The organism is Noviherbaspirillum humi (assembly GCF_900188095.1).
Taxonomy (GTDB): Bacteria; Pseudomonadota; Gammaproteobacteria; order Burkholderiales; family Burkholderiaceae_D; genus Noviherbaspirillum; species Noviherbaspirillum humi.
On record NZ_FZOT01000023.1, the window covers coordinates 43308 to 56704 of the forward strand.

At 52.7% G+C, this 13397-nt stretch carries 14 protein-coding genes; 11 read left to right on the top strand and 3 right to left on the bottom strand.

Translation table 11 applies throughout. The features are described 5' to 3' along the window. The first annotated feature begins 11 nt into the window (after nucleotides 1–11). The 8 genes from CHB88_RS21905 (at nucleotide 12) to CHB88_RS21935 (ending at nucleotide 7057) form a co-directional block, all read left to right on the top strand. Nucleotides 12–1220, top strand: a complete 1209-nt coding sequence (locus tag CHB88_RS21905) for a tyrosine-type recombinase/integrase (RefSeq protein ID WP_089401486.1) — start codon at nucleotides 12–14, stop codon at nucleotides 1218–1220. 50 nt (nucleotides 1221–1270) lie between these two features. Beyond that, entirely contained in the window at nucleotides 1271–2020 is a 750-nt protein-coding gene (locus tag CHB88_RS24895) for a hypothetical protein (protein ID WP_143131424.1), read from the top strand. Between the two features lie 114 nt (nucleotides 2021–2134). Next, nucleotides 2135–2353, top strand: coding sequence for an AlpA family transcriptional regulator (locus CHB88_RS21910; RefSeq protein ID WP_089401487.1), 219 nt, complete (start codon nucleotides 2135–2137; stop codon nucleotides 2351–2353). Next, on the top strand, nucleotides 2353–2775 hold the full coding sequence (locus CHB88_RS21915) for a CHC2 zinc finger domain-containing protein (RefSeq protein ID WP_089401488.1): 423 nt from the start codon (nucleotides 2353–2355) through the stop codon (nucleotides 2773–2775). The genes CHB88_RS21910 and CHB88_RS21915 overlap by 1 nt, the downstream gene beginning before the upstream one ends. Next, nucleotides 2768–4729, top strand: a complete 1962-nt coding sequence (locus CHB88_RS21920; RefSeq protein ID WP_245845167.1) for a DUF927 domain-containing protein — start codon at nucleotides 2768–2770, stop codon at nucleotides 4727–4729. Before CHB88_RS21915 ends, CHB88_RS21920 begins: the two co-directional genes overlap by 8 nt. 1 nt (nucleotide 4730) lies before the next feature. Next, entirely contained in the window at nucleotides 4731–5291 is a 561-nt protein-coding gene (locus CHB88_RS21925; protein WP_089401489.1) for a hypothetical protein, read from the top strand. After that, nucleotides 5284–5706, top strand: coding sequence for a hypothetical protein (locus CHB88_RS21930; RefSeq protein WP_089401490.1), 423 nt, complete (start codon nucleotides 5284–5286; stop codon nucleotides 5704–5706). The genes CHB88_RS21925 and CHB88_RS21930 overlap by 8 nt, the downstream gene beginning before the upstream one ends. Beyond that, nucleotides 5690–7057, top strand: a complete 1368-nt coding sequence (locus CHB88_RS21935) for a phage terminase large subunit (protein ID WP_089401491.1) — start codon at nucleotides 5690–5692, stop codon at nucleotides 7055–7057. Before CHB88_RS21930 ends, CHB88_RS21935 begins: the two co-directional genes overlap by 17 nt. A 233-nt stretch (nucleotides 7058–7290) precedes the next feature. Here the strand turns inward: CHB88_RS21935 and CHB88_RS21940 are convergent, their stop codons facing one another. After that, nucleotides 7291–8418: a GGDEF domain-containing protein gene (locus CHB88_RS21940; RefSeq protein WP_176442602.1), complete on the bottom strand. Its 1128-nt coding sequence runs from the start codon at nucleotides 8416–8418 to the stop codon at nucleotides 7291–7293. Nucleotides 8419–8889: 471 nt separating this feature from the next. Next, complete coding sequence (locus CHB88_RS24900; protein WP_143131425.1) at nucleotides 8890–9183, bottom strand: DUF4156 domain-containing protein; 294 nt, start codon at nucleotides 9181–9183, stop codon at nucleotides 8890–8892. A 366-nt stretch (nucleotides 9184–9549) separates the two neighbouring features. Here CHB88_RS24900 and CHB88_RS21945 point away from each other — a divergent pair, with 366 nt between their 5' ends. From CHB88_RS21945 to CHB88_RS21955, 3 genes are all read left to right on the top strand, one after another. Beyond that, nucleotides 9550–9936 carry a surface-adhesin E family protein gene (locus tag CHB88_RS21945; RefSeq protein WP_143131426.1) on the top strand — a complete coding sequence of 129 codons (387 nt, stop codon included), beginning with the start codon at nucleotides 9550–9552 and terminating at the stop codon, nucleotides 9934–9936. Between the two features lie 775 nt (nucleotides 9937–10711). Then, nucleotides 10712–10996 carry a hypothetical protein gene (locus CHB88_RS21950; RefSeq protein WP_143131427.1) on the top strand — a complete coding sequence of 95 codons (285 nt, stop codon included), beginning with the start codon at nucleotides 10712–10714 and terminating at the stop codon, nucleotides 10994–10996. Between the two features lie 40 nt (nucleotides 10997–11036). Then, nucleotides 11037–11867 carry a hypothetical protein gene (locus CHB88_RS21955; RefSeq protein ID WP_143131428.1) on the top strand — a complete coding sequence of 277 codons (831 nt, stop codon included), beginning with the start codon at nucleotides 11037–11039 and terminating at the stop codon, nucleotides 11865–11867. 59 nt (nucleotides 11868–11926) lie between these two features. Here CHB88_RS21955 and CHB88_RS21960 read toward each other — a convergent pair whose 3' ends face one another. Beyond that, nucleotides 11927–12676, bottom strand: a complete 750-nt coding sequence (locus CHB88_RS21960; RefSeq protein WP_089401496.1) for a hypothetical protein — start codon at nucleotides 12674–12676, stop codon at nucleotides 11927–11929. Nucleotides 12677–13397 lie beyond the last annotated feature (721 nt).

The window sequence follows — 13397 nt, forward strand, 5'->3', positions numbered from 1 at the left end:
GGGTTACCGCCATGGCCTTGACTGATACCGCTATTCGCAAGACAAAGCCGTCTGACAAGCCGCTGAAGCTTACAGATGGCGAAGGACTGTATGTCATCGTCACCCCCTCTGGGTCGCGTTGGTGGCGGTTCGACTACCGCTATGGTGGTCGGCGTAAGACCTTATCAATGGGCGTCTACCCAGCCATTGACCTGAAAACCGCTCGCGAACGACGGTACGAGGCCCAGCGCCTTTTGGCCCAAGGTATCGATCCCAGTGTTAATCGGAAGATTCAGAAGGCGGAGCAGGCTGGAAATGCAGCCAACAGCTTCGAGGTTATCGCTAGAGAGTGGTTTGCTAAACATGCGCCGGGATGGGCAGCATCTCACAGCGACAAGGTCATCAAGCGCCTCGAACTTAACGTTTTTCCTTGGATAGGTGCACGGCCTGTTGCCGACATCACGGCTCCCGAATTGCTTACGGTACTGCGAAGAATCGAAGCTCGTGGTGCTCTCGATACTGCGCACCGCACCCATCAAAATTGCGGGCAAATCTTTCGGTATGCGATTGCCACTGGCCGCTGTGTTAGGGATCCGTCTTCTGACCTTCGCGGTGCGCTACCTCCAGCCAGGCATAACCATTTCCCTTCCATTGTTGAGCCCAAATCGGTAGGCGAACTGCTTTGCGCCATTGACGGATTCGAGGGGACGTTCGTCGTGCAGTGCGCACTACGGCTTGCTCCAATGTTTTTTGTTCGACCGGGTGAATTACGCAAAGCCGAATGGCGCGATATTGATTTTGAAAGGAAGCAATGGACTTACCTAGTTACAAAAACAAGGACCCAGCACATTGTTCCTCTCGCTACTCAAGCGCTTGCAATACTACAAGAATTGCACAAACTCACTGGCCACCGTCAGTATGTATTTCCAGGACGAGACCCTAGAAAGCCAATGAGTGAAGCGGCCATCAATGCAGCCCTACGCCGAATGGGATACGACACAAGAACCGAGATTACTGGGCACGGCTTCCGCGCCATGGCTCGTACGATTCTTCATCAAGAAATGCATTTCCCGGCTGAGGTGATTGAGCACCAATTGGCACACCGGGTGCCGGATAGCTTAGGTACTGCATATAACCGTACCAAGTTTATTCAGCAGCGCTGCGTCATGATGCAAAGCTGGGCTGATTACTTGCATAAGCTGAAAGTGAATAATGGTTTGGAAAATCTTCCGCCACCTTAAAGTCGCTAGGTTCCAATTACTGTTCAAAACTTACCTAGTTGGAGTGTGAATTGGTTATACACAATGATGATCTGCACAAAACAACGAGTCAGCATACACTTAATTTTAAAGGTCTCGATGAAATAACGGCGTTATTCGATTGCCTGATTTTCATGACACATCCTGATGATGGCCATAGGCGCAAACTGCTCAGTGCTTGGTGCCAAACAGGTAAATTTCTTCGCGAGACAGATCTTTTAGCTGATGAAGATGTGGTCATGAGTAAGCAGGAATTAGCGCTCCTATTTGAGGGTGGAACCGTTGGAGTAGCAAGAGACATTTCCAATGCTCAGAGCGGCGGGGTGGCGGCCGGCATGGTTTTAATAGCCCTTCTTTGGATGGGCGAGAATGAAATTTCTGATCCGGGGTTATTAAAAGCCTACCATATCGCTGAGAAGATACATTTTCGCGCGAAAGATCAGCACAATAAATACATCAGTAAAGGTAATAAGAGTGTTCGCAACAACTGGAAAGAATTTCAAAATGTTGCCCACCTATGGGCAGCGTTCGTATTACTTGGTACGGAAGCCGATTTCCGAGATGAAATCGACGGTGTTAAGTGTTCGTTAAACGGAACTGAACTCGCGTCTTTAGCATTATCGCTGCAAGTGCACGCGTCTAAACTCTCTCGACCGAGGCCGGGAATGCCGCTGTTACCTAGCACCGCGGTGAAGATTGAAGGAGTCTCAACTAGATCGTTCAACCTGTCGAAATTTTCAGAACAGTTCCGTAAAGCGTTGGAGACCTACGGGTCTCATTAGAATTACCAAATTGACAATGGCAAGTTCACTTTTCCTCTGTTGTCGCTAAGTTTAATTTCCTAAGCTTTCCTTGAAGTTTTCGGATGGTCCGGAAACATTTCAAGGAAAGTTAATATGGTTATGCAGATCCAAACGGCGCTAAAGATTCTCCGTCGCCGTCATGTCGAAGCAAAAACCGGCCTCGCCCGCTCCAGCATCTACCAGCGCATTGCCGCTGGCTCCTTCCCAAAACCGATCAATCTGGGCGGCCCCCGCGCCGTCGGCTGGGTCGAATCCGAAATCGATCAGTGGATCGAGGAGCGGATGATTGCAAGTCGCAAGGAGGAGCAGTAATGGCGATCCAGACGCTCCTCAACTGCCTGCATAAAGTACGTAAAACCGGTCAGAATCGCTGGATGGCCTGCTGCCCGGCGCATGACGACCGCGTTCCAAGCTTGTTGATCAGCGAAACTCCCGATGGTTTTCCACGCTTCCACTGCTTCGCGGGCTGCTCGAAGGAAGAAGTGCTGACTGCCGTTGGACTGGACTTGGAAGAGCTCTTGCCTTTCATCCCTGCCGGCGTCCACTTCGCAAAAAAGGAGCGGCGCCTGTGGCACTGGCAGGACATTCTCCAAGCTATGAGCTTGGATCTCTTTATCGTCTTTCAGTACGCCAAACAGATGCAGTATGGGCAACCCCTCGACGACGACCAGCTGCTGCATCTGGTGGAGTGCATCGGCCGCATTCAGGCTGCTATGGGATTGGCCAATGAATAAGTCCATCGAACGCGGGCAGGCAATCTTGGCATCCATGGCAGAAGATCCCGAGAATCGGCTTAAGTCAGCAGCTGTTATCGAACGGCTCGAGATCGTATCCGGCTACGAGGATGCGAAAGCTGCCGTGACAGGCGTGGCAGACGTGAAGGCAAGCGAAAACGAGGCTTTGGATGTCTCGGCTGGTGAACTCGCTGACGTTACAGCCGTAACATCAGCTCCCAAGGTGGTGCTCTCGGTGCCCGACGACGAGCGTCCGTGCTTCCGCGTTGTTGACGTCAACACCGAACTGCAAGAGACCGGGTTCGTGCTGCGTCCCGGTGTCTGGCATTTCGGTATCAGGGTTAGCAGGCAGGACGGCTCCTCTCAGCTAACCCAACAGTGGGCGTGCTCGCCGCTGCATATCGAAGCCATTACCCGTGACGAAAACGACGCCCACTTCGGCCGCAAGTTGCGCTTCGTGAACTCACTGGATCAGTGGCGTACATGGAGCATGCCCATGGAATTACTTAAGGGAAATGGCGAGGAGTTGCGGGGCGAACTGCTGTCCATGGGCGTGCACATCGACCCGAACGGGCACAAGCTGCTTGGCCAGTATTTGCAATCGGAGATTCCGCAAACTCGTCTTAAGTGCACCCTTCAAGTGGGCTGGTGCGGCAACGCTTTTGTACTGCCAAACCGCGTGATCGGCCCGGATGCCGACCAGGTTATTTTCCAGACCGGCGAGCGCTATCTCGACGAATACGCACAAGCCGGAACGCTAGAAGGCTGGCAGACGAGCATCTCGGCAAGAGCGTCCGGCAACCCGCTGCTCCTGTTGTCGATTGCAGCCTCCTTCGCCGGCCCGCTTTTGGCCAAGTGCCATGCCGACAACTTCGGCATTCACTTTGTTGGTAATTCTTCGACTGGCAAAACAACGTTGGTCACCGTGTCAAGTGCGACCTGGGGCGGCCCAGGAAATCGCCGTAGCTGGCGCGCCACCGCCAATGGTATGGAAGGCATAGCGGCACTGTTCAACGACGGCCTACTTGTTCTGGACGAAATCAGCGAGTGCAACCCGCGTGAAGTCGGTGCCATCGTCTACATGCTTGCGAATGGACACGGTAAGCAGCGCGCCAGACGCAGCGGCAGCGCCCGAAGTGTCCAGCGCTGGCGCTGCATCGTGCTTTCCACGGGCGAGCGCACGATCGCCACTTCAATGGAAGAAGGCGGCGAGCAGGCTAAGGCGGGCCAGGCAGTGCGCCTGCTCGACATCTCGGTGGAACGCATCCATGGGGCTTGGGACGACTTGCACGACACAGAATCCGGCGCTGCATTTTCCGACGCCTTGCGCCAGGCTGCCGCCACTAATTACGGCCACGCCGGCCCGGCATTTCTACAGAAGCTCGCTGAGGAGCCACGTGATCTGGTGCACTATTTGGAGAAAATCAAATCCTTGCCGCAATTCCAGATCCCTGGCGCTGAAGGCCAGGAAAAACGTGCGGCGCAGCATCTGGCACTGATCGCGCTAGCGGGCGAACTCGCCACCGAATTCGGCGTCACTGGCTGGCGGGAAGGCGAAGCGCTCGAGGCAGCAGCCGAGGCATTGAAGCTGTGGCATGACATGAGGGGGAGCGGCAACAGCGAGCGCCGGGACATGCTCGGCCAACTGCAAGAGTTTATCGACCGCCATGGCGACAGCCGCTTCTCCTCCACGGACCCGGTTCAGGAAGGCGCGATGCGGCACAACCGCGCGGGCTGGTGGCGCGAGAGTGCCAATGGCCGTCAGTACTTGTTCACGGCTACTGGGATGCGCGAGGCGCTTAAGGGATTCGACTTCAAGCGAGCGCTCAAAGTGCTGGCAGCGGCTGGGGTACTGCCACCACCAAACAGCAGCGGCGAGCATGCACAAAGCCCGCGTATCCAAGGCCAGACGCGGCGCGTCTACATCGTCAACCCAGACCGGCTGGAAGACTGACATGGGGATCGCATCCTTGCTGGGCAAGCTCAGAAATGATGGCGTCACGCCTGTCACGGTTGCTCGATCGGATGACGTAACGGCGGAAGCTAGACCGGAACTAGCTGTAACGCTTGAAACGGCTGTCACGGCACAAATTTCCATAGCCACCAATTCAGATGAAGCTGCCGTTTCCCTCGTTTCGATAGACAGTTTGCTGTCCTTGAAATTCTCTGAAAAGGCGGAGATCCAGGCGTGGCTGGACCATATTGGTGAGAGTGATCCGCTTATCGTCTCCGCAGTGTTTAGCGTGGCCGCCGCTAATGTTCCCGAAAAAATACGTCTGCTCGCATATATCAAGGAACAGAACACGGAACGCTATACGTTTGGCGATCGTCGATATTGTGACGAGTGCGCGAATTTGCTGGCAAACGGTAAGTGCCTGGCTGCTCAGCGCCGACAGTTGCTGACCAGTTCGTCTTTGACACCGATTCTCGACATACGTCATCGCTGTGGCGCTTTTGAGGCACGCCAGCTAAACGGGCCAGGAAGGAACTTGGAAAAGGATGACAACTATGAATAAGCTTGTTGAAGCGGGCAAGCGTGGCCGAGGGCAACCACCGAAGGAGCCGCCGCCCGACGCGGCGGAGCGCATTAGGGCGCTGGCGGCCGACGGCTTTTCCATGCGTGGCGTTGCTGCTGGCCTTGGTGTCGTGCAGGATACCTTGCGCAAATGGTTTGATCACGACCAGGCGTTGAAAGAAGCGTTCGAGCTCGGTCGCGAGCGAGAGCGGCACGTGTTGCACAATGTCCTGTACCGGGCGGCCGTTGAGGACGGCAATCTGACCGCGGCGATGTTCCTGTTGAAATCCAGGCACGGTTACAAGGAAGGTCAGGATCCGAGCGAAGCAGGCGGGCGCGTGACCATAAATTTCTCCTTGCCAGCAGCCATGCCGGCTGCCAATTTTATGACGGTGAGCCATGACTCCAACGCTTAGCTTCAGCCAATTCCAGCAAAAGGTCATGCTGGTGCCTGAGGAGTTTGACCTGTTCTTAGGTGGGGGCCGGGGTGGCGGCAAATCTTATGCAATTGCGCTCTTGGTACTGCGTCATATCGAGCAGTATGGTGAGCGCGCGCGGGTGCTGTATATCCGTCGCAGCTATAAAGGGTTGGCCGACTTTGAGATGGTTACCCGTGAGCTGTTCGCCAAGGTCTACTCTACAGCCGCTCGCTACAACGCCGCGGAGCACATCTGGCGTTTTCCAAACGGCGGCTATGTGGAGTTCGGCCAGCTCGAAAGCCACGCAGATTATGCCAAGTACCAGGGGCGCTCTTTTACCTTGCTCTTAATCGATGAAGCGGGCCAATTTGCAACGCCAGATTTGCTTGATCTCCTGCGCTCGAATCTGCGTGGACCGAAAGAAATCCCGGTAAGGATGGTCATTGCGGCTAACCCCGGCGGTCCCGGGCACTTCTGGTTAGCAAAGCGCTATGTATTCCAGACGGCGCCATGGCAACCGTTTAAAGAAGTGAAGTCAGGCCGAACCTGGGTGTACGCCCCGTCGACTTTCACTGGGAATGAGTTCATTGACCGCGAGCAGTACCGGCAGCAACTGTACAGCTCATGCCCGGACGATCCCGAATTGTTGCGGGCATGGATAGAGGGCGACTGGGCGGTCAACCGCGGCGCTTATTTTGCTAGTGTGCTGGATGAAAACCGCAATGCCATAAATCCGTGGAAAGCGGTACCAGCTGGGTGGGACACGTTCCTGGCGCATGACTTTGGCTCGTCAGCCCCTTCGGTGACCTATGTCGTAGTTCGTTCGCCCGGGGCCCAAGGACCGGACGGAAGCTATTACGCCCGGGATAGCCTGATACTGCTGGATGAGTTGGCTACGGCGAAGCGCGATCAGTCAAATGTGGGCCTGGGGTGGACTGTGCCAATACTGGCTGAATCGATCATCGAGATGTGCAAACAATGGGGAATCCGGGCTGCTGGCGTGGCTGACGATGCCATTTTCGCTCGCTGCGGCCACAGCGCTGGCTCCATCGCTGATGAGTTCATGCGTATGGGCGTCTACTTTTCCCCTGCCAAGAAAGCCGACCGGCTAACAGGCTGGAACATTATGCGACGATTGTTGGCGGATGCGGGCAAGGTTGATTGCCCAGGTCTTTACATTAGTAGAAACTGTCAATATTTTTGGGAAACCGTACCTTATCTTGGCCGGGACCAGAAACGGATTGAAGATGTTGATAGCAGCGGTCCAGACCACGCTGCTGATGCTGTGCGATATGGATGCCTACGACGTAGCAACGAGGTGGTGATTATGAATCTAGTAGGATTTTAAAGGGATTTTTTCGTCGCCTAAAAAGCTTGACTCGCACGCTAGTGGGATAGAGATATTTCTTCTGCCTACCGCTTAGACTGCTTCAACATGGCTGAGTACGTTGAGTTTGTGCGGTGGGTCCGCCTTAGTTGCTCTTAGACGGTCGCATAAGGCGACTCACGGCCATAAGCCGACGTTTGGACTTGTGTAGTCTAAAAACACGATTACGCAAGCTTCGTTAGTAACGAAGTCAACTACACGGTTATCGAATCATCGATAGCGTTCATTTCTATCAAGTTGCGTCCTCTTTGCTTGGCACGATAGAGCAGGGCATCTGCCCGACGAATGCCATGTTCAACCGGCTCGTCTAAGGTCAACTCAACCAGACCGGCAGAAAAGGTGTAGGAAATTTTGCCAGCCTGATTCAGTAGATGTGCATGCTGGACCTGTTGGCGCATCCGCTCGAGTACGCCATGCGCATCCTGAAGGATCGTACCTGGAAGATATAGCAGAAATTCTTCCCCACCCCAACGCGCTAGCACGTCATTTTTTCGTAGCTGTCGCCGTCCAAGTTGCGCAAACTGTTTGAGAACCTCATCGCCAGTATCATGGCCATAAAGATCATTAATCTTTTTGAAACCGTCAAGGTCAAGCAGCGCGAGGCAAAAAGATGTTACGGATGGCGTTCTTCGCTGTTCTTGACAGCGAAGCAGCTCAGCCATGTAGCGCCGGTTCGGCAGTGAAGTAAGTTCGTCGGTGGTCGCCAGCATTCGATTGGTCTCGGCCGCAACTCGAAGTTCCTCCCGTTGCGCTTTCAAGCTCGAACGCAGATCACTCAGCCTGCCGTTAATGACGCCCACTACCAACAGGGCAGAGCCGGCAAGCATGGAGTGAAGGAGTTCGGTCTTGAGATCGAAAAACTGGGGTACGGTGAATGGCATTGAAAGCATCGCCCCGCCCAGAAACACCACCACAAAAATGCTGAGCGCACGTGCCTCGCGAGCTTTCAATGAAAAAGCGGAAAAGATAAGCACTACGAACAGCCCCAACAAGGTTGCACCTCGCAGCGGTCCCTGTCCGGTATAGGCAAGGGCCACGCAAAAGATGGCAAACCAGGACTGGTAAATGGAAAGCTGAGCCGTGGTGATGCCAAGACGCTCGTGTTTCCGGATCACCCAAAAAAAGGCCGCCTCGCCCATAAGCACGAGCACGGTAAAGATAGTGGCAATCAGACGAGAAGCCTCGCCAAACTCGACATCTATCCACAGGAAGGCCAATGCGAAGGCGTATAGCAACAACGTTGCGCCCCAATAAGCAATTAGCCGGCGCATCCTAGAATCGCTGCCGGCAGCCTTATCAAGTATCCAAGTACCAAGTCGCATTACCATTCTGGAAAGATGGAAAATGATAGGAGCTAAGAATGAGCCGCCCTTTATTGTTACTTTACAGAAAGTGGCTTAAGGAATCTATAGCTCATAGACGGCATCCCATTGTCATTTATTCACTGATCGGCGGGGCGAATGGAGAACTTCAATCGCCCTACACCCTATTGCTGCGTGGCGGCAGTCCAATCCTAGAGATTCACTCACCTGTAATCGCCCACGTTTGCCGAAACATTTAGCCAGCAATGCGATACTGCTATTACTGCGCAGTCGCATGCAGGGAAATGCGTTGGATATGACGGGTTCGTGCTCCTACTTTGCGGAATATCGGCGCTTCTGGGAATGAGCTAATTACGGGAGGATTTATCGACAGATTGGAGGCATAAAAAACCCAAGCCTCAATGAGGACTTGGGTGAATCATTAGGGAGGAGCATCTAGTGCGATGATCTTCCCCGAAATGTCTAATGCTTTTACTTACAAGCGTAAGCTCTACCAATCCATTCATTCGTCATGCTAGTTCCTTGCTGCGACCAAACAACATCGGTGGCCTTCAAATCTGCTGCCTGATTCATTGCTTTCGCTTTGGCGTTCCTTGAACCAATGCTTGAACTCAGGCCAACGAATACCGCATCTGCACCGTTGACATTACCTAGCAATTTGCACCGGCTTACATCCGAACTTAATGACTCACGAACTGAATTGGGCTGCATTGTTGTACAACCAACAATAGCAAAGAGTGCAACACTTAATACTGAAAAGTTCATTTTGTGCTTCACACAGGCCTCACAGGTAACGGATTGGTAATCAAAATACAACTGCGCCGCACAATACCTTATCTGCAACGAAGTGTATATAGAGAAACTTTGGGTGGTTCTGGTCAGGCTTGCTCGTTTGATTGACGCAGGAATAAGTAATGATAGCGAGTGAGATTGCGATGCGTCTATTTCGAAGTTGCTTCTCGGATTTTGGCAAAGATGTTTGCTCTCTTCCGACACCTCAGTCAACATACCTTCCCTTTGCACTCAAGAGAGACCATAGAACCTCCGCCGTAATGCGAAGAAGTGATTTCTAAGGAAGTAAAAAGGCATTGCGACAGCGTAAAAGAGGCCCTTAGGATCACGGGACCTGCAATGAAGAAGGCACTTTTACCTAATGAAAAACTACTTTTGATTGCCGTTTTTGCAACAGCCCCTGCTTGGGCATCTTGGACACAAGTGGCAACCCATGACGCTGCTGACGTCTATGTCGACCTCGCAACCGTTGAATCAGTCGGCAATTCCAAGCAGCTCTGGATGTTAGCTAACTTCAAAGAACGCGGTCAGGGTGGCGAACTGTCACTAAGATCCCACATTGAGATTGACTGTAGCCAACATGCCACCAGACAGTTAAAGGGATTTGGTCACGACGAGGCCATGGGAAAAGGCCAAATGATGTTTAGCGTATTCAAGCCAGGAGATTGGAAGGAAATCGAGGGGACAACTGGGGACGCGGTGATGAAGGTTGTTTGTAGCAGTTAGATTGCTCAAAGACGACTAGGAAGCAACTCCTGAATCATCTTTCGTAATCTGGCGTCCCTAATCGCTTCAACAAGCGTCTCCACTGAGTAGAAAACCTGCTTCCACTCTTTTTGTAATACAAGACTAAGACTGGAGTCATTAACCCCTCAGGATCTGTGGAGGTGCCGCAGAATCCAAGTTGGTAGTCGGCAAAACCCGCAAGTAAGAAATCGCCAATTATCCTGGCTTGACGGAGTTGATCGTCGGCCCACTCTTTGTCGTTCATTTCGAAACAGACTCTTTGGTTGTCAAAAACCGATACTGGTCTTTTATTCTGAATGGAGACTGGCAGTATGTAAATCTCTAAGGACTTACAAGTGCAGAAGCGTAGAGACTACTCTCTATCCTCAGAGCCTCTTCCGTAACCTAGATGCAGCATCTTGCGTCTTGGGAGACCAAGATCAACCTAGCCCCCTCGGACTCTGAAGTAGCCCCTTGAAAGACCGGACCGGCAGTCTTCCGTACACTAACGACTAGGAATATAAATATGGATATGCCTATGCTTTCAGGGTGAATGCAGCAAGTGGAAGTGATAACCGGGGTCCAGCGGCGCAGACGCTGGACTGCGGAACAGGCTGGAATGGGTTAGGCCTACGTCTGTCAGCGCCGCCGTTCGCATACGTTTCCGGAAATCAAATACCGTCTATTGGGTATTGTAAATTTCTAAACGGAAATTTATCGTAACGCCTGCAACGCAGGCCATCCAGGCAGACCATCCATTTCACCAAGGACAATAATGAAGAAAATCTCCGTACTGTTCGCTTCCCTTATCCTGTGTGCCTGCAACAGTGGTCTTTCTGGCACCTATGAAGACCAGATGGGCATCTCGTCCTACAAGTTTGAAAAAGGCGGCAAGCTGACCACCAACACGATGGGCATGCAGGTGGAAACGAAGTACGAAATGGATGGCAAGGACATCAAAATGGAAATGCCGGGCGGCCAAGGCAAACTCGTCTTTACCGTCTTGGATGACAAGACGATCTCGGGCCCGATGGGCATCAAGCTGACCAAGAAGCAGTAATCAGCAAACCTTCTCCCTTATTTGAGCAAAGAGAAAAAGCATGAAAAAAGCACTCGCTGTGTGTCTCGTTGGATTGTTGGTCGCTTGCGGCGAAAAAACCACCTCGGAAACGCCCAAGGAGCCGTCCAAGCAAAACAATGCTTCTGCCCCGACTGGCGCCAACTCTGATGCAGCTGCTGCCTTCAATGAAGCGCAGAAGAAGGCTCAGGTCGTCAAACCTCAGCCGGACATGAAAGTCCCGCTGGAAAATTACACAGCGCTCGCCCAAGACCAGAACGACACATGGCTGACTTATCTTGCTGTGGCCTATAGCGATCAGAAATCCGATGACAAGGAGCTGCTGAACCTGTTCTCGGGCAAGTACTACAACGAACAGGATGCGTTCAAAAAGCAGGAACTGATCCCGACCGAACTCCCGCCGATCAAAACGACCGTCGAAGGCTACTCCAAGCAGCGTTACTACTCGATGGAATTTGGCAAGACTAATATCGCCGTCAACGCGAGTCCGCAGATTTACAATGGTTACGACTTCGACAGCAAAAGCTTCAGAATCATCGGGGCATTCGATACAAACTCAACGTACGCCAACCGGCAGAATGTTCTCCTAAACTTCCCTCAAGCCCCGGCGCTGGCTAAACTTAAGGTAGAAGAAATCGAGATGGCGAAGCGCATTGAACAGCTTCGCGCTAGCAACAGTGTTCATCTGCGTGGTAAGGTCTACTTTTTCGTAACTGAAGTAGTACAAGGTAACCGGGTGCAGGCAATTCCCACCTACGTTCAGTACGACGTGTACGATAAGCCGTCCTATTTTACTAGCGGCAGCAAACAGGTAGCTTCTTTCGTCGTGAAAAACGAGCCGTCACCACAGTAATCTGAAACTTATCAGGCCATCCCGGCGTTCGGCAATGGCCTGATGACTTCAGGCTTCTATTAATCGTGATCCACGTCTGGGTCTTCCAAGCACATGGGACGTCCAACCATGTATTCGAAATCCTTAGCCGTGGCGGTCGAGACGATCGGGCCGCTTGCACTCCAAGACTCTTTCTTCTTTACCGTCCCGTACTGAATAAGATACTTGGCGTTCATCACCGCACTCCCACGCGTCAATCTCTTAAATTCTGCGCCAGAGACCAACTTGACTCGTGACACCTTTGTTGGAAGCATGCCGCTGCAGCCTTTTACGTCGAACTCCACTTTCTTAGCCAGATCCGCCTTCGCCTCGTCGATACTCATAGGTCGATTCGCCTCAGCGATCCGTCGTTTCAGCTCAGCGTCAGCTTCAGCCTTCGTCTGAGGCCGTGCTGGTTTTGCCGCCGGCGCCTGTGCCGCGACAGAAGACTGTGCGGGTGCCGCCGGCACTGGTGCTGCCTGCGCGGGCTGTATCCGAACGGTGCTTGGCGCCAGCATGGCAGTAGCCACGATGCCCGGGTTTTCCCATTTTATCGACGCCTGCGCACCGACCGCGTATGCGGTGACTAGGCCGTTGTCGATGCAACGCACATGCCCTTGCTGGGTAATCCGCTCACGATAGACGCCGATGCGGCCTTGCATTCCGGTGAATTGGAGCACACCGCGACATCCAAGACTTGGATATTCAATGGAGCCTCCCTGTACGCCATTCATGACAATCTGAACCGGATAGTCTGATCGCATCATGCCCGGACCGACCTGCTTCATCATGCCTTGGTAGGCACCAGAAATTGGCTCGGCAGGCCCGGTGGGCAATGGAGCGCAGCCCGAAATTATAGCGGCCACAGTGACGACTGCCGCTGCAGCGAATTGAAGTCGAGTCATTTTTTTTTGAGTTGTTTAAGAAATCCCTCGCCGGTTACGCCTAACTAAGTATGGTTAGCGAGACCAAGTAGGTTTGGCAACATAAGCACGAGTTGACGAACCAACGAACTTGCAAGCGTGGTTTTAGATAATCTTACCGAGGATTGTGACACGCCATTTAGAATAACAATGGGTAACTTCGGGTTTTTTATTTACACTGTTTGCGTTGCAATTTAGCAGAATATTCTCACAAGTGAAATCGCTTTTACTAAGTATATTTCATACCCTTTTAGGTGCTGGAGACTGAATCTTAAGAAGTTTACAGGTCGCCGCAGGCGCGAGACCAGACTCCCTGCCATCCTCAAGATACGCCAGCATCGATTCGTCTTGACGGGGTTTGAGAGGGTCGGGGAAGGCGCTCAGGCAGTGATTATGCTCAAAGCTGGTTGTGTCTAAGCATGTGCACAGAAGTGGTTTGACGCTGCACGGCGCAGCCAGAAGTGTTTGGACAAGATACCTGCGGCCCGTCTTGCGGTAATCCTCCCGAAAAGTAAGCGGGCATGAAGGTAGAATTTTCTCTAATCAAAACGAGGAAGTTTTACATGAAGAAGTCGCGCTTTTCGGAAAG